Below are 15,018 nucleotides of genomic sequence, written 5' to 3'. Positions count from 1 at the left end.
GATCTCGTGCTCCTCAGCGACCGTGACCTCCGTAAAGAGCTCGACGCCGGCCGTCTCGGCGTCGACCCGTTCGACCCGACGATGGTCCAGCCGTCGAGCATCGACGTGCGCCTCGACCGCTTCTTCCGCGTGTTCGACAACAGCAAGTACACGCATATCGACCCGCAGCTCCAGCAGGACGAGCTGACGTCGCTGGTCGAGAAGGAGGGCGAAGACCCCTTCGTGCTCCACCCCGGCGAGTTCGTGCTCGGCTCCACCTACGAGACCGTCACGCTCGCCGACGACCTCGCCGGCCGTCTGGAGGGCAAGTCCTCCCTCGGCCGCCTCGGCCTGCTCACGCACTCCACCGCGGGCTTCATCGACCCCGGCTTCTCCGGCCACATCACGCTGGAACTGTCCAACGTGGCCAACCTGCCGATCACGCTCTGGCCGGGGATGAAGATCGGCCAGCTCTGCATCTTCCGCCTGTCCAGCGCCGCGGAGTTCCCGTACGGCTCGAACGAGGCGGGCTCGCGCTACCAGGGGCAGCGCGGACCGACCCCGAGCCGTGCGTACAAGAACTTCCACCGCGTGGACACCTGGCGTTAGCCGACGGGGGCTTCCCAGTCGATCCGGTGCTGCCACATGAAGGCGTTCGGATCCTCCTTCGGCGGGTTCTTGAACGCCCGCGCGATGAAGAAGTCCCGGATCACCCGTCCGACGGACCCGACCGCCTTCGCGTCGCCGTTGCGCTTACCGCGCTCGACGACGGCCTCGACGCGCTCGCGGCGTAGTCCTTCGTAGGCGGCGAGAGCTTTCGGGATCGAGGGCACGTCACGCAGGCAGCGCGCCAGCGTGACGGCGTCTTCGATGGCCATCGCGGCGCCTTGGCCCGCCGCCGGTGAGGTCGCGTGGGCGGCGTCGCCGATGATGACCATCTGGTCCGTCCGCCAGGTCGGCACGGTCGGGAAGTCGTAGGTCGCCCACGGCCGGTAGATCTCCCGCGTCGCGCGCACGATCTCGACGGCAGGGGTGCGGTCCACCGCGAGTTGCCGGATCAGGTCCTCGCGCCAGCCGGTCGTCGCGGCGAGGTCGGCAGCGGACGGCTCATGGCCCGCGGGTCGATGATCTCCCGCACTCGCGACCGGAGCCCGTCCGCGCCGACCAGCAGGTCGCCCTCGGACGACGAGCCGTCCTCGAACGTCGCGAGCACACCGGAAGCGGTCTCTCGTGCGTCTGCCAAACGTTTGCCATAGCGGACTTCGATGCCGCGTCTCACCGCTTCGTCGCGAAGGGCGACGTACAGGTCGGAGCGCAGCACGGTCTGGCTCAGGGTGCCGTCTTCCAGACGCCCGCCGAGCGCGAAATCCGCCACCTCGCGCCCGTTCCCCACGTGCATTTTGATCTGCGGCGTGTCGAATCCCAGGTCTTTGACCAGCTCTTTCAGGCCCAGTGGCGCCAGCGCGTCGAGTCCGTTCACCGCGAGCGTCAGGAACGCGCCGACGCCCTCGGCGGTCCGGTCGTACGCCTCGTGGATCACCGGTTCGTGGCCCGTCTCGTGCAGTGCGATCGCCGTGATCGTGCCCGCGATACCCCCGCCGGCGACCAGTACCTTCGCCATGTAGTTCACCCATCGAATCTCTTAGAAACTAATTCGTTCTATCGAACTAAAGACTCCGCTAGGCTGGTCGACGTGTCAAGCGAGCGGGCGGAACTGGTCGAGCGGATCCTCAACGGGTCGCGGGCCCTGTCCACCGAGACGGTCATGTTCCACACGGCGATCGCCGAGCGGAGCGGCCTTTCGGCGGTGGAGAGCAAGGTGGCCGACTACCTCGCTCGCTTCGGCCCGCAGACGCCGAAGGCGCTTTCGCAGCTCTCGGGGCTCGCGCCGGCGTCGATCACCGCGCTCATCGACAGGCTCGAGGGCAAGGGGATCGTCGCGCGGAAGCCGCACCCCGAGGATCGGCGAAAGGTGCTCATCGAGATCGACGGGGCGATGATGGCCTCGGCCGCGCCGATGTGGGATCACCTGGTGAAGTCGGTCCGCGAGGCCTGCGAGAAGTACACGGACAGTGAGCTGGAGACGGTGATCCGGTTCCTGGGCGACGCCACGACGATCACGAACGAGTCCACGGGGTTGATCACCCAGCGCGACCGTTGACCGGTATTACTACTTTCGGGGGTATTGCCGTAACCAGTTCGTGATAGTTTTCGGCCTCGTGTCCCCCAATAGAACACGAAGCCGGTTACTGCTTGTCACACTCAGCGTTCTGTTGGGCGGGGTGATCGCCAGCGCGAGCTACCTGATGGTGACCGACCGTTTTCAGGGGACGGCACTGAGTAACCTGTCGTTGAGCATCCCGGACACCAAGGGCAGACCCGGCGACGCGCTCGCGAAGCCTCCCGCCTACTTCGGCCAAACGACCGCTCCGGCGCCAGGCGACCCCGCGCCCGGTCAGCCCGCTCCGGCACCGTCTTCTGAAGCTCCCACGACCTTCTCCGCCCCGCCCAGCTCGTCCTCCGCCGCGGCTGAGCCGCCCGCTCAAACTTCCGAGGCTCCGAAGCCCACCTCGAGCAAGGCTCCCGTGCCGCCTCGCTCGCAGGACAGTTCGCTCGCCGGTCAGGTCATCGACCTCGTCAACGCCGAGCGCGCCGACGCGGGCTGCTCGCCGGTGAGCAACGAGTCGCATCTCGCCGCGGCCGCGCAGGGACACAGTGACGACATGTCGGCCCGGAACTACTTCTCGCACACCACGCCGGAAGGCACCACGTTCGACCAGCGCATCCGGGCCGCCGGCTACGACAAGCCCGGCGCCGAGAACATCGCCAAGGGACAGTCGAACGCCGCCAAGGTGATGGACGCCTGGATGAACTCCGAGGGCCACCGCGCGAACATCCTCAACTGCAAGCTGAAGAAGATCGGCGTCGGCGTCAACACCAAGGGCATGTACTGGACGCAGAACTTCGGCTACTGACCCTTGTCCCATCGTTCCGCGATGTCGCCGTAGCGGGCCAGAACCGCCGCGCGCAGCTCGGGATCCGTGCGCGGGACCGGTTCGATGAACACCTCGGTGATGTCACCGAACGTCCGCGTCAGTTCGGCGGCCATCCGGACGCAGGCACGTTCGACGTCCGCCGCGCCCAGCGCGTCGTCGAAGTCGACGCGAGCGCAGACGAGCACCTGATCGGTGCCCATCAGCATGGTCTGCAGGTCGACGACGGCCTCGATCTCGGGCGCGCCCACCAGGTGGTCCCGCACCGCGCGCACCAGCCTCGGATCCGCCTGCCTGCCGATCAGCAGGCCGCGGTTGGTGCGCCCGAGCACGTAGGCGACGAGCGCCAGCAGCACCCCGATCGCGATCGACGCCGCACCGTCCCAGACATGCGATCCGGTGAGCTGGTGCAGCCCGATCCCGGCGAACGCGAGCAGCAGGCCGATCAGCGCCGCCGAGTCCTCGAACAGGACGGTCTTCGGCGCCGGGTCGTCGATCATCCGCAGGTAGACCGAGATCTTCTGGCCCGCTTCGGCGGCGTCGCGCCGCACCTGCCGCACGGCTTGGAACCACGAGACGGATTCGAGGACGAAGGCGATCGCGAGGACGACGTAGCCGACGATCGGATCGGTCTGCTCGGTCGCTTCGCCGAACACCGTCGAGAAGCCTTCGTAGAGCGCGAACATCGCGCCGGAGGCGAAGATCGACACCGCCGCGAGCAGCGACCAGAAGTACCGTTCCTTGCCGTAACCGAAGGGGTGGACGCGGTCTGCGGGGCGGTCCGAGCGTTTCAGCGCTGTCAGCAGGAGTACTTCGGTGATCGTGTCGGCCACCGAGTGCGCGGCTTCGGACAGCATCGCGCCGGAGCCGGTGATGATCCCGGCGATCAGTTTCAGCACCGCGATGGCGAGGTTCACCCCACCCGCCAGCACTACGGTCAAGGTGCTTTCGTCGCCGGATTCTTCACTCACCTTGCGTAGCGTAGTGCGAGTGCGCCGATCTCACAGGCGACGCAAACCCTGCAGCACGCGTTCCATCAAGGCGAGTGCCGGATGACCGTCGAATTCAGCTTGCGTTTCATGAACGGTAACCAAGCCGAGTTCGGCCATGTCACCCAAAAGGACCTTTGCAACGCCGAGTGGAACGCATAGTGACGCGGCTACTTCCGCGACAGAAGTCGGACGGCGGCACAGTGATCGGACCGAATGGAATTCGACGCTGAACCCCGGAGCGCTCCATGGCGCGTCGTTCCGGACGGAAATCATCGCTTCGATGGCGAAGTTCCGCTTGGACTGCGTGCGTCCGCCCGTGCGAACGTACGGGCGGACGCGCGTGCGTTGCCGTTCCTGTCGCGGCGGCCGCCGGGCGGCCGGGATGCTGGGGATGGTCGCTTCCTGAGCCATCCGGGCGAGTGCCGCGGCCGATGGGAGGCGGGCCATCGGGCGAGGGGTCGACGATCCCGGCGTCGCGAGGCGGTGTTCCTTGCGCTGACGGAGTTCGTGCCGGTTACCCATTGATTTCCTCGCCCCTTATTTCAGACCCAGAGCCGTGCCGCCTAAAGAAACCTCGCAGACGGACAACGGCAACGAGGAAACGCCAGCTTATCGTTGCCGTGTACCGCCGAACGGGTAACGGGACGGAATGGTCCGGACGGGATAAAACAAGAGGGAACATTCTCTCGCATTATGTGCGAGAGAATGTCCCCTCCGGCCTCGAGGTTCTACTTGTCTTCCTCCGAAGGAGGCGTTTCGCTGGCAGGCGCTTCGGTCTTCTCGTCGAGTTCAGCATCTGGGACGGCGTCCAAGGACGGCGCTCCCGCCGGGACGAGTTGCGGTTCCGGCTTGCGCTTGACGGCGGTCAGCAGCAGCTGCGCGACGTCGACGATCTCGACCTTTTCGCTCGCCTGGCCGTCGCTCTGCCGTGCGGTGAGGCCGTCATTGAGCATCACCTTGCAGAACGGGCAGCCGGTCGCGATCTTCGACGGCGCGGTGCCGAGCGCCTCATCCACGCGCTCGACGTTGATCCGCTTGCCGATCTTCTCTTCCATCCACATCCGCGCGCCACCGGCGCCACAGCACATCGACCGGTCGCCGTGCCGCGGCATCTCCCGCAGCTGCGCGCCCGAAGCGGTGACGAGCTCGCGCGGAGCGTCGTAGACCTTGTTGTGGCGGCCCAGGTAGCAGGGGTCGTGGTAAGTCACGTCCTCGGCGACCGCGGCCACCGGGGTCAGGTGCTTCTCCCGCACCAGGCGGTTGAGCAGTTGCGTGTGGTGCACGACGTCGAACTGGCCGCCCAGTTCCGGGTACTCGTTCGCGAGGGTGTTGAAGCAGTGGGCACAGGTGACGACCACCTTGCGCGCCTTGCGTTCGCGGCCCTCGAAGACCGAGTTCAGGACCTCGACGTTCTGCTGCGCCAGCATCTGGAACAGGAACTCGTTGCCCGCGCGGCGGGCCGGGTCACCGGTGCAGGACTCCTCCGAGCCGAGCACCGTGTACTTGACGCCCGCGATGTGCAGCAGCTCCGCGACGGCCCGCGTGGTCTTCTTCGCGCGGTCCTCGAACGCACCGGCGCAGCCGACCCAGAAGAGGTACTCGGCGTCGCCGAGGTCGCCGTCGAACACCGGCACCTCGAACTCCAGGTCCTCGGTCCAGGCGAGCCGGTCCTTGGCGTTCTGGCCCCACGGGTTGCCCTTGTTCTCCAGGTTCTTGAACATCCCGTTGAGCTCGCTGGGGAACGAGGACTCGATCATCACCTGGTAGCGGCGCATGTCGACGATGTGGTCGACGTGCTCGATGTCCACCGGGCACTGCTCGACGCAAGCACCGCAGGAGGTGCAGGACCACAGCACCTCGGGGTCGATGATGCCGCCGTCGTCGCCGATGAGCGCCTTCTGGGACTCCGCGATCGCGAGGACGTCGATGCCCGCGTACATGTCGTCACCTGACAAGCCGACCTCGTCACCCGCCATGTCGCGCTTACCGCCCGCGAGCAGGTACGGCGCCTTCGCGTAGGCGTGGTCGCGAAGCTGCGTGATGAGCAGCTTCGGCGAAAGCGGCTTGCCGGTGTTCCACGCGGGGCACTGCGACTGGCAGCGGCCGCATTCGGTACAGGTGGAGAAGTCCAGCCAGCCCTTCCAGCTGAAGTCCTCGACCTTGCCGACGCCGAAGGTGTCCTCGTCGGGGTCCGCCTCTTCGAGGTCGAGCACCTTGCCGTTGCTCATCATCGGCTTGAGCGCGCCGAGGGCGACACCGCCGTCGGCCTCGCGCTTGAAGTAGATGTTGAAGAAGGCGCTGAACCGGTGCCAGGCGATACCCATGGTCATCGTGCGCGCGATGACGATGAGCCAGATCGTGGCGCTCATCAGCTTGACGAACGCGAACACCGAGACCAGGTTCGGGCTGGCGGGCAGCAGCTCACCGATCGGATGCGAGACGAACGCGGCCCAGACCGGGGTTTCGTGGACGTTCAGCGCGGACTTCGCGGCGCGGACACCGATGATGCCGATGCCCTCGATGAGCACGACGGCTTCGATGAAGTACGCCCACTTGAAGTTGGAGCCCTGGAAGCGTGACTGCCTGTCGGCACGGCGCGGGTGGTTCTTCTGGCGGACCCAGATCAGCACCAGGATGCCGACGATGGTGCCGACGCCGAGCAGTTCCATGAGCAGCTGGAACAGTGACCAGTCGTCGAGGATGGGCCAGCCCCAGGTCGGCACGAAGACCTCGCCGTACGCCTCGAACAGGGCGAGCGACCCGATCAGGAAGCCCCACATGACCAGCCAGTGCGCCGGGCCGACGCTCTTGACCTTGTTCATGCGGGTGTGCGCGGCGAATTCCTTGATCAAGGTCTTCATCCGCGGCACGAACGGGCCGTTGCGGGTCGAGTCCGGCTGACCGAGGCGGATCACCCGCACGAAGCGGGCGATGGTCGCGAAGAACATTCCCCAGGCGACGACGCCGAGCAGGACCGCGATCCCGCCGAGCGTCAGCTGTACAGCGCCCATCGTCGGGTGCCTTTCGTCCGAGTGAAGCCATGTGGTGGGTGGGCAGAGTGTGGTTCGGGCAGACTAATGCTTCTTACTGATGGGTAACCCACTGACCGCGCCCAAGTCCCACCGATGTGGTGTACGCCTCTCTTTGTTTTAAGACGATCGTCCAGGTAGTTTTTGTGACATGGGTGCGTACCTTCTCCTCGCTTTCGCCATCGCCGCCGAGGTGACCGCCACGGTCTCGTTGAAGCTCTCCGAGGGCTTCAGCAAGCTGGGACCGTCGATCGTCGTGGTGGCCGGATACGCCTTCGCGTTCGTCGCGCTCGCGTACGTTCTGAAGGCGGGCGTGCCGGTGAGCGTCGCCTACGCGATCTGGGCCGCGGCAGGCGTCGCGCTGGTGGCGGCCGTCGGCATCGTCTTCTTCAAGGAGCCGGTCAACTTCGCCGTGATCGCCGGGCTGGCGCTGGTGGTCGGCGGTGTCGTGTTGATCGAGGTAGGGAGCGCGCACTAAGTGAAGATCCAGGTCGACGGCCGAAAGGCCAGGGGCGAGAAGCGGCGCGAGGAGATCATCGCGGCCGCGCTGCGGGTGATCGAGCGCGACGGCGTCGCCGGGGTCACCCATCGGACGGTCGCCACCGAGGCGGGTGTGCCGACCGCGTCGACGACCTATCACTTCTCCAGCCTCGACGACCTGCTGATCGCGACCCTCATCTCGTGCGCGAGGGATATGGCGACCGAGGTCTACTGGATGATCGACAGGGCCCGTTCACGCGGCAGCCGCGGCGCGGAAGAGGTCGCCGGACTGCTCGCCGAGGCGCTGGGCCCGCGGCGCGGGCGGACGATGGCGGAGTACGAGCTGTACCTGCTGGCCGCGCGCAAACCCGAGCTGCGGCCCGCCGCGCGGCGCTGGCTGGACGTGCTGACCTCGATGGTCCGGCACGACGACGAGGTCGCGTTCCGGGTGTTCCTCGCCGGTATCGACGGCCTCCTGATCCAGGGCCTCATCGACGACGAGCCGCCGTCCGCGGACGAGCTGCGGCCGGTGGTGGACTACCTGCTGAAACCTCGTTGACCTGCCGGGTAACTTGCGGATCATGAGGACTGTCGGTGCTTACGAACTGGACGACGACCCGGCTCGGGTGGACCTCGACGTGGTGTGGAAGTGCCTGTCCACCAGCGTCTACTGGGGCAAGTGGCGAGACCGCGAGATGATCGAGACGGTCTTCCGGAACGCGTGGCGCGTCGTCGGCGCGTACGAGGCTTCGACTGGCCGCCTGGTCGGCTTCGCGCGGGCGTTTTCGGACACCATCGGCAGCGCCTACCTGGCGGACGTCTTCGTCCTCGAAGACGCGCGCGGCGCGGGGCTCGGCAAGGAACTGGTCCGGGAGATGATCGACAACGGGCCGGGCGCGGAGTTCCGGTGGATGCTGCACACCGCCGACGCGCACGAGCTGTACCGGCCGTTCGGCTTCGGCGATCCGCCGGAGGGGCAGTACATGGAGCGGTCCCGACCCAACGGGCAGAGCTGAAGGGGACTTTCCCCGCATGGCACGCGGCGAAGGACGCTTTCACCACGTCGCATGCGGTGAAAGCGTCCTTCAGCCCCTGAAGCCGGTCAGCCCTTGTTCTCGTGCAGCGCCGTGAGCGACGCCCGCGCGATGGCGTGACTGAAGAGGTTGAAGCCGAGAAGAGCCGGCGTGGCGTCTTCGCCGACGTCCAGCTTTTCGACGTCGACAGCGTGCACCGCGAAGATGTACCGGTGCGGCCCGTGCCCGGGCGGCGGGGCGGCCCCGAGGAACTGCTTCACACCGCCGTCCCCCTTCAGGGTGACGGCACCCGCCGGCAGGCCGGAGCCCGCCTCGTCGCCCGCGTTCGCCGCGAGCGCGTTCACCGAAGCGGGGATGTCGAACACCGCCCAGTGCCAGAATCCGCTCGCGGTGGGAGCGTCGGGGTCGTAGCAGGTGACGGCGAAGCTCTTGGTCTCGGCGGGGAAGCCGGTCCAGGACAGCTGCGGGGAACGATCTTCGCCGCCCGCGCCGAAGATCCCGGAGAGCTGGGGCGTCGGCAGGAAGCCGCCTTCTTCGATGTCGGTGCTGCTCAAGGTGAAGGCAGGCAGATCGGGCAGGAAATCGTACGGATCGGGTGCCTGCGGCATGCGTCCTCCTGATCGTGGAACCGATGACCCCGCCAGGTTATGACCCCGGCGACCCTGGCGCGGGCTCAGGGACGATTCCGGGGGTTACCCCTATGTCCAACCCGTCGCGCGCCCCTTAGCGTCGAGACAGACGAAAACCTGCTCTGGAGGGACTCAAGACCATGGCGCGCCCACTCCTCGCAATCGGAGGCATCGCCCTGATCGGCGTCGGCGTCCTCACCGGCCTCGGCTGGTGGTGGCCGTCCGACGCGTCGGCGACCACCGAACTGACCCAGTCGATCAAGAGCGTCCGCGTCGAGAACGACAGCGGGGCGCTCAAGATCCGCTCGGGCGGCGGCCAGGCCGTGGTCCGCCAGGACTTCTCCTACCGCTGGAACAAGCCCGGCGACGCCTACCGCGTGGAAGGCGACACCCTGGTCCTCGCCGGCTGCGGAGACCACTGCGAGGTCGACTACGACGTGACCGTCCCGGCGGGGGTCCCGGTCACCGGCCGGGTCGACTCCGGCGCGGTGGAGATCGCCGGGGTGTCCACTGTGGACATCCAGGTCGACTCGGGACGGGTCGAGGTACGCGACGTACCCGGCACCGTGAAGGTCCAGGCCGACTCGGGCCGCGTCGAACTGAAGAACATCGGGCAGGACGTCGACATCCACGCGAGTTCCGGCGCCATCAAGGGCGAGCGGCTCGGCGGGAACGTGAAGGCCGACGCCAACAGCGGCCGTATCGAACTCGAACTGGTCAAGGGCGCGGACGTCACCGCGCGGACCGACAGCGGTTCGATCGAGGTCAAGGTGCCCTCCGGCGACTACAACGTCACCGGCACCACCGACAGCGGCAGTCGCGACATCGACGTGAACCAGTCGGGTTCGGCCCAGCACAAGCTCGATCTCACCACGGACAGCGGAAGCGTCTCGGTCAAAGCGGCCTGACGCACTTATCGGGGGAACACTTTCTCATGGTCAACAAAGCTCTGTTCACTAAAGAGCGGCGCGTCCTCGGCGCGCTCGCTCTCGGCGCGCTGGTGGCCTTCGGCGTCGTCGGCTGCACAGGCGAAGGCCGCGAGACGCTGAGCGACGGGACACCGGTCACCGAGCAGATCACCGCGATCCGGGTCGACGTCCCGGTCGGCGGGCTCAAGCTCCGGGTCGAGGACGGCGCACCGGTCTCGCTGCATCGCGAAGTCACTTATACGGGCCGGAATCCCGGCAAGACGCACAGCGTCGAGAACGGCACGCTGGTTCTCGGCGGTTGCAGCCAATGCGGCGTGGACTACGAGGTCGTGGTCCCGCGTGAGCTCGCGATCTCCGGATCCATCGGCACCGGCAAGATCACCCTCACCCGCGCGGCCGCGGTGGACCTCCGGGGTGACACCGGGGATCTCGAGGTCTTGAGTTCGACAGGGCCGGTGAAAATGGTCACCGGCACCGGGGACATCAAGGTCGGGCTGACCAAGCCGGGCGCGGTCACCGCGAGCGCCGACACCGGGCAGGTCACCGTCACCGTTCCCGACGGCGCGTACCGCATCAACGCCAGCTCGGAGACCGGCAAGGTCGAGACCGTCGGCGTGCGGCAGGACCAGGCCTCGGCGAACGTGCTGGACCTCAAGTCCGGCACCGGCAAGGTCACGGTGCGGCCCGTATGAGGACGAAGGCACTCGCCGCCGTCACGGCGCTGACCCTCCTGCCGCTGTCCGCGCTGCCCGCGTCCGCCGCGCCCCGGCTCGACTGGAAACCGTGCGCGACCGAGTACGCGCCGACGCTGGAATGCGCGAACCTCCAGGTGAACGGGACGATCTCGATCGCGCTGGCGAAACTGCCCGCCACCGATCCCGCGCGCCGTATCGGTTCGCTGCTGACGAATCCGGGTGGTCCCGGCGGCGCCGGGGTCACCGTGCTCAAGTACGGCGGCCGCGGTTTCGCGTTGGACAAGCCGGAAACGGCCGCGCTGCGGCAGCGGTTCGACGTCATCGGGTTCGACCCGCGCGGCGTCGGCGACAGCAGGCCCGCGGTCACTTGCGCGCCCACGCTGCACGACCCGGCGATCGGCCGGTTCCCGAAGAGCCGCGCGGACTACGACAAGTTCATCGAGCACAACCGTGCTTCGGGCGCGGAGTGTCTCAAGAGGACAGGACCCGTGCTGTCCCAAGTGGACACTTGGCACGCGGCCGACGACATCGAGTCGATCCGGGTCGCCTTGGGTGAGCCGAAGATCAGCTGGCTCGGCGTCTCCTACGGTTCCGAGCTCGGCGCCGTGTACGCGGAGAAGTACCCGAAGCGAGTCCGGGCGATGGTGCTCGACGGTGCCATCGACCACTCCCTGCCGACGAGGAAGGCGATCCTCGACGAGGCCATCGCGACCGAACGCGCGCTCGGCGACTTCGCGAAGTGGTGCCCGACCTCGGACGAGTGCGCGCTTCGCGGCAAGGACGTCCTCGCCACCTACGACGCGCTCATGGCGACGCCTGGCGGTGTCCCGGCGAGCGCGCTCGGGCGGAACGTGACCGCCGAGGAAATGGCGTCCGGTGTCTACGGCGCGCTCATCCTGCCGGCGTTCTGGCCGGAGCTGAGCAAGGTGATCTCGGCCGCGACGGCGGAGAAGCCGGACGCGTCCGGGCTGGCGCCGTACTCGCAGCTGGACCCGTCCTACGGCGCGTACCGCGCGATCGGCTGCCACGACTTCGGCCCGGCCTTCACCTCCTACGCCGACATGCGCGTCATGCAGGGGCTGGTGAAGACCCTCGCGCCGCACAGCTGGCGCTACTCGGAGTTCTGGGACATCACGAGCGGCTGCGCGGGCTGGCCCGTCGACCCGGCGTATCCGCCCCAGCCGCAGAAGGTGCGGGGCGCGGCGCCGATCCTCGTGGTCGGCGGCGAACACGATCCGGCGACGCCACTGGCCTGGGCCCGGGGGCTCGCGAAGAACATCGAGAACTCGACGTTGCTGGTCGACGCCGGGTACGGGCACACGGGGCTCCTCAACTCGCCCTGCGTGCGCACCGAAGAGGTGAAGTACCTGGTGAGCGGGGTCACACCCGCTCCGGGCAAGGTCTGCCGGTAGTCCGGGAACAAGACGCCCCGGCCGCTCGTTGAGCCGGATACAAGGTTGAGTGCAGTCGGCTCAAGTCCGGCTTGACGGAAACCCCACGATCCCGATAGAACTTGCGTGACGCCCACTCAACATGGGGGCGAACGTGCAGGTCACGAATAGCAGGAGGAACACACCATGGCGCGAGCGGTCGGCATCGACCTCGGCACGACCAACTCGGTCGTCGCTGTCCTTGAGGGCGGCGAGCCGACGGTCATCGCCAACTCGGAAGGTTCACGCACCACCCCGTCCATCGTCGCCTTCGCCAAGAACGGCGAAGTGCTGACCGGTCAGCCGGCGAAGAACCAGGCCGTGACGAACGTCGACCGGACGATCCGGTCGGTCAAGCGGCACGTCGGTACCGACTGGAAGACCGAGATCGACGGCAAGGCGTACACCTCGCAGGAGATCAGCGCCCGGGTGCTGATGAAGCTCAAGCGCGACGCCGAGGCGTACCTGGGCGAGACCATCACCGACGCGGTCATCACCGTCCCCGCCTACTTCGAGGACGCGCAGCGGCAGGCCACGAAGGAGGCCGGGCAGATCGCCGGCCTGAACGTGCTCCGCATCGTCAACGAGCCCACCGCGGCGGCGCTGGCGTACGGCCTGGACAAGGGCGAGAAGGAACAGACCATCCTGGTCTTCGACCTCGGTGGCGGTACGTTCGACGTCTCGCTGCTGGAGATCGGCGAGGGTGTCGTGGAGGTCCGCGCGACCTCCGGTGACAACCACCTCGGTGGTGACGACTGGGACGAGCGCATCGTCACCTGGCTGGTCGACAAGTTCAAGGCCTCCAGCGGCATCGACCTCACCAAGGACAAGATGGCGCTCCAGCGCATCCGTGAGGCCGCCGAAAAGGCGAAGATCGAGCTGTCCAGCTCGAACTCCGCGGGCATCAACCTGCCGTACATCACGGTGGACGCGGACAAGAACCCGCTGTTCCTCGACGAGCAGCTTTCCCGCGCCGAGTTCCAGAAGATCACCTCGGACCTGCTCGAGCGCACCCGCAAGCCGTTCAACAACGTCATCCGTGACGCGGGTGTCGCGGTCGGCGACATCGACCACGTCGTGCTCGTGGGTGGTTCCACCCGCATGCCCGCCGTGTCGGACCTGGTCAAGGAGCTGACCGGCGGCCGCGAGCCGAACAAGGGCGTGAACCCGGACGAGGTCGTCGCCGTCGGCGCCGCACTGCAGGCCGGTGTGCTCAAGGGCGAGGTCAAGGACGTCCTGCTGCTCGACGTGACCCCGCTTTCGCTGGGCATCGAGACCAAGGGCGGGGTGTTCACCAAGCTCATCGAGCGCAACACCACGATCCCGACCAAGCGTTCGGAGATCTTCTCCACCGCGGACGACAACCAGCCCTCGGTGCAGATCCAGGTGTTCCAGGGTGAGCGCGAGATCGCCGCGCACAACAAGAAGCTCGGCATGTTCGAGCTGACCGGTCTCCCGCCCGCCCCGCGTGGCGTGCCGCAGATCGAGGTCACCTTCGACATCGACGCCAACGGCATCGTGCACGTCCTCGCGAAGGACCTCGGCACGAACAAGGAGCAGTCGATGACGATCACCGGTGGCTCCGCGCTGCCGAAGGACGACATCGAGCGCATGGTCAAGGACGCCGAGGCGCACGCCGAAGAGGACAAGCAGCGCCGCGAGGAAGCGGAGACCCGCAACCAGGCGGAGACCCTCGTCTACCAGACGGAGAAGTTCGTCAAGGACAACGAGGACAAGCTGCCCGAGGAGCTCAAGGGCAAGGTGAAGACCGCGATCGACGAAGCCAACGAGGCGCTCAAGGGCACCGACTCGGCGAAGATCCGCGAGTCCATCGAGAAGCTGAACACCGCTTCGCAGGAGCTCGGCACGGCGCTCTACGCCAACGCGGCGGGCAACGCCGCCGATGGCGCAGCTGCCGGTGAAGGCGCGGCCGGGACCGCGGGCGCGGGCACCGGTTCGCAGGCCAAGGCCGACGACGTCGTCGACGCCGAGATCGTCGAAGAGGACGAGAAGGACAAGAAGTGACGGGACGCTACGACGAAACCGAGGGCCGGGGCCCCGAGGAACCGGTGGTCGTGCGGGACCGTCGGCGGATCGATCCGCTGACCGGTGAAGTCCGCCCGGCCGCCCCGGCCGCCGAAGCGCAGGACGGTCCGAAGCACGCCGCTCCGACCGAGGAACCCGTAGTGGCCGAAATGCCGGAGCCCCCCGTGACCCACGCGGGGCCCGGCCTCGGGGACTCCATTGTGGACGATTCGGTGTCGGTGGCCACCGGTCTGGAGAAGGAGCTGGCGGAGCGCACCGCCGACCTCCAGCGTCTCCAGGCGGAGTACGCCAACTACCGCAAGCGCGTGGATCGCGACCGCGAGCAGGTCGTCACCGGCGCGAAGGCGTCGGTCGTCAACGACCTGCTCCCGCTGCTCGACGACCTCGAGCGCGCGGAGCAGCACGGCGATCTGACCGGTGCCTTCAAGGCGGTCGGCGAGAAGCTGGTCGGGAGCCTGCAGCGGTCGGGTCTCGAACCGTTCGGTACCGAGGGCGAGCCCTTCGACCCGAGCGTGCACGAGGCCGTGCAGCACAGCACGTCACCGGACGTCGCGGGCCCGACGGTCACCACGGTCATGCGCCGCGGTTACCGCTTCGGCGAGCGTGTGCTGCGCGCGGCGCTGGTCGGGGTCACCGACCACGAGCCGGGTGCCGCCGGAGCACCGGCGGCGCAGGCCGCCCCGGTGGACCCGCCCGTCGGCGGCGAGCTGCCGCTCGAGGGCGAGCTCTTCGATGAGAACGACCGCTGATCGGCGATACGGCGTGAAAGGAGGAGACGTTCG

Annotated in this window: 17 protein-coding genes; 11 read left to right on the top strand and 6 right to left on the bottom strand. The window is 67.6% G+C overall.

The window, feature by feature from the left end:
• Positions 1 to 6 precede the first annotated feature (6 nt).
• Positions 7 to 588 carry a dCTP deaminase gene (dcd, locus tag ACZ5IK_RS14510; RefSeq protein WP_016338162.1) on the top strand — a complete coding sequence of 194 codons (582 nt, stop codon included), beginning with the start codon at positions 7 to 9 and terminating at the stop codon, positions 586 to 588.
• On the opposite strand, the gene ACZ5IK_RS14505 is transcribed toward dcd, so the two are convergent.
• On the bottom strand, positions 585 to 1,022 hold the full coding sequence (locus ACZ5IK_RS14505) for an FAD-dependent oxidoreductase (protein ID WP_465488111.1): 438 nt from the start codon (positions 1,020 to 1,022) through the stop codon (positions 585 to 587). The genes dcd and ACZ5IK_RS14505 overlap by 4 nt on opposite strands.
• Positions 1,023 to 1,036: 14 nt before the next feature.
• Positions 1,037 to 1,600 carry an FAD-dependent oxidoreductase gene (locus ACZ5IK_RS14500; protein ID WP_465488110.1) on the bottom strand — a complete coding sequence of 188 codons (564 nt, stop codon included), beginning with the start codon at positions 1,598 to 1,600 and terminating at the stop codon, positions 1,037 to 1,039.
• Between the two features lie 72 nt (positions 1,601 to 1,672).
• Here ACZ5IK_RS14500 and ACZ5IK_RS14495 point away from each other — a divergent pair, with 72 nt between their 5' ends.
• Together ACZ5IK_RS14495 and ACZ5IK_RS14490 are read left to right on the top strand one after the other, a co-directional pair.
• Entirely contained in the window at positions 1,673 to 2,140 is a 468-nt protein-coding gene (locus ACZ5IK_RS14495) for a MarR family winged helix-turn-helix transcriptional regulator (RefSeq protein ID WP_465488109.1), read from the top strand.
• Positions 2,141 to 2,261: 121 nt separating this feature from the next.
• Positions 2,262 to 2,954: a CAP domain-containing protein gene (locus ACZ5IK_RS14490; RefSeq protein WP_465488108.1), complete on the top strand. Its 693-nt coding sequence runs from the start codon at positions 2,262 to 2,264 to the stop codon at positions 2,952 to 2,954.
• Here the strand turns inward: ACZ5IK_RS14490 and ACZ5IK_RS14485 are convergent.
• From ACZ5IK_RS14485 to ACZ5IK_RS14475, 3 genes are all read right to left on the bottom strand, one after another.
• Complete coding sequence (locus ACZ5IK_RS14485) at positions 2,948 to 3,943, bottom strand: cation diffusion facilitator family transporter (RefSeq protein ID WP_410662693.1); 996 nt, start codon at positions 3,941 to 3,943, stop codon at positions 2,948 to 2,950. The two genes, ACZ5IK_RS14490 and ACZ5IK_RS14485, sit on opposite strands and share 7 nt — an antisense overlap.
• A 30-nt stretch (positions 3,944 to 3,973) precedes the next feature.
• The gene (locus tag ACZ5IK_RS14480) at positions 3,974 to 4,375 is read right to left on the bottom strand and encodes a DUF742 domain-containing protein (protein ID WP_465488107.1); all 402 of its coding nucleotides are present in this window, start codon (positions 4,373 to 4,375) and stop codon (positions 3,974 to 3,976) included.
• 317 nt (positions 4,376 to 4,692) lie between these two features.
• Positions 4,693 to 6,975 carry a (Fe-S)-binding protein gene (locus ACZ5IK_RS14475; protein ID WP_465488106.1) on the bottom strand — a complete coding sequence of 761 codons (2,283 nt, stop codon included), beginning with the start codon at positions 6,973 to 6,975 and terminating at the stop codon, positions 4,693 to 4,695.
• A gap of 169 nt (positions 6,976 to 7,144) precedes the next feature.
• On the opposite strand from ACZ5IK_RS14475, the gene ACZ5IK_RS14470 reads away from it, so the two are divergent.
• From ACZ5IK_RS14470 to ACZ5IK_RS14460, 3 genes are read left to right on the top strand one after another with little or no spacing between them, the layout of a single operon-like run.
• On the top strand, positions 7,145 to 7,471 hold the full coding sequence (locus ACZ5IK_RS14470) for a DMT family transporter (RefSeq protein WP_465488105.1): 327 nt from the start codon (positions 7,145 to 7,147) through the stop codon (positions 7,469 to 7,471).
• Positions 7,472 to 8,032, top strand: coding sequence for a TetR/AcrR family transcriptional regulator (locus ACZ5IK_RS14465; protein WP_020632424.1), 561 nt, complete (start codon positions 7,472 to 7,474; stop codon positions 8,030 to 8,032). It abuts the gene before it with no gap.
• Between the two features lie 22 nt (positions 8,033 to 8,054).
• The gene (locus ACZ5IK_RS14460; RefSeq protein ID WP_465488104.1) at positions 8,055 to 8,489 is read left to right on the top strand and encodes a GNAT family N-acetyltransferase; all 435 of its coding nucleotides are present in this window, start codon (positions 8,055 to 8,057) and stop codon (positions 8,487 to 8,489) included.
• 86 nt (positions 8,490 to 8,575) lie between these two features.
• Here the strand turns inward: ACZ5IK_RS14460 and ACZ5IK_RS14455 are convergent, their stop codons facing one another.
• Positions 8,576 to 9,115: a YbhB/YbcL family Raf kinase inhibitor-like protein gene (locus ACZ5IK_RS14455; RefSeq protein WP_101611392.1), complete on the bottom strand. Its 540-nt coding sequence runs from the start codon at positions 9,113 to 9,115 to the stop codon at positions 8,576 to 8,578.
• A gap of 161 nt (positions 9,116 to 9,276) precedes the next feature.
• On the opposite strand from ACZ5IK_RS14455, the gene ACZ5IK_RS14450 reads away from it, so the two are divergent.
• The 5 genes from ACZ5IK_RS14450 to grpE all read left to right on the top strand — a co-directional run bounded on the left by ACZ5IK_RS14450 (position 9,277) and on the right by grpE (position 14,985).
• Entirely contained in the window at positions 9,277 to 10,044 is a 768-nt protein-coding gene (locus tag ACZ5IK_RS14450) for a DUF4097 family beta strand repeat-containing protein (RefSeq protein WP_465488103.1), read from the top strand.
• Positions 10,045 to 10,070: 26 nt separating this feature from the next.
• Positions 10,071 to 10,757, top strand: a complete 687-nt coding sequence (locus ACZ5IK_RS14445; RefSeq protein ID WP_465488102.1) for a DUF4097 family beta strand repeat-containing protein — start codon at positions 10,071 to 10,073, stop codon at positions 10,755 to 10,757.
• Complete coding sequence (locus ACZ5IK_RS14440; RefSeq protein WP_465488101.1) at positions 10,754 to 12,172, top strand: alpha/beta hydrolase; 1,419 nt, start codon at positions 10,754 to 10,756, stop codon at positions 12,170 to 12,172. Before ACZ5IK_RS14445 ends, ACZ5IK_RS14440 begins: the two co-directional genes overlap by 4 nt.
• A gap of 165 nt (positions 12,173 to 12,337) precedes the next feature.
• The gene (gene dnaK, locus ACZ5IK_RS14435; protein WP_465488100.1) at positions 12,338 to 14,215 is read left to right on the top strand and encodes a molecular chaperone DnaK; all 1,878 of its coding nucleotides are present in this window, start codon (positions 12,338 to 12,340) and stop codon (positions 14,213 to 14,215) included.
• A complete protein-coding gene (gene grpE / locus ACZ5IK_RS14430; RefSeq protein WP_465488099.1) occupies positions 14,212 to 14,985 on the top strand; it encodes a nucleotide exchange factor GrpE in 774 nt (257 codons plus the stop codon). Before dnaK ends, grpE begins: the two co-directional genes overlap by 4 nt.
• Positions 14,986 to 15,018: the final 33 nt, after the last annotated feature.

Source organism: Amycolatopsis sp. NPDC031561 (assembly GCF_055580625.1).
The sequence above is the reverse complement of the archived record's forward strand: the minus strand, read 5'-3'. Positions and strand labels throughout refer to the sequence as shown.

Bases quoted from the DNA above. Each gene is read 5' to 3' on its own strand.
- ACZ5IK_RS14500 (WP_465488110.1), bottom strand. From the start codon at position 1,600: ATGGCGAAGGTACTGGTCGCCGGCGGGGGTATCGCGGGCACGATCACG.
- ACZ5IK_RS14480 (WP_465488107.1), bottom strand. From the start codon at position 4,375: ATGGCTCAGGAAGCGACCATCCCCAGCATCCCGGCCGCCCGGCGGCCG.
- ACZ5IK_RS14475 (WP_465488106.1), bottom strand. From the start codon at position 6,975: ATGGGCGCTGTACAGCTGACGCTCGGCGGGATCGCGGTCCTGCTCGGC.
- ACZ5IK_RS14470 (WP_465488105.1), top strand. From the start codon at position 7,145: ATGGGTGCGTACCTTCTCCTCGCTTTCGCCATCGCCGCCGAGGTGACC.
- ACZ5IK_RS14460 (WP_465488104.1), top strand. From the start codon at position 8,055: ATGAGGACTGTCGGTGCTTACGAACTGGACGACGACCCGGCTCGGGTG.
- ACZ5IK_RS14455 (WP_101611392.1), bottom strand. From the start codon at position 9,115: ATGCCGCAGGCACCCGATCCGTACGATTTCCTGCCCGATCTGCCTGCC.
- ACZ5IK_RS14450 (WP_465488103.1), top strand. From the start codon at position 9,277: ATGGCGCGCCCACTCCTCGCAATCGGAGGCATCGCCCTGATCGGCGTC.
- ACZ5IK_RS14445 (WP_465488102.1), top strand. From the start codon at position 10,071: ATGGTCAACAAAGCTCTGTTCACTAAAGAGCGGCGCGTCCTCGGCGCG.
- ACZ5IK_RS14440 (WP_465488101.1), top strand. From the start codon at position 10,754: ATGAGGACGAAGGCACTCGCCGCCGTCACGGCGCTGACCCTCCTGCCG.
- dnaK (WP_465488100.1), top strand. From the start codon at position 12,338: ATGGCGCGAGCGGTCGGCATCGACCTCGGCACGACCAACTCGGTCGTC.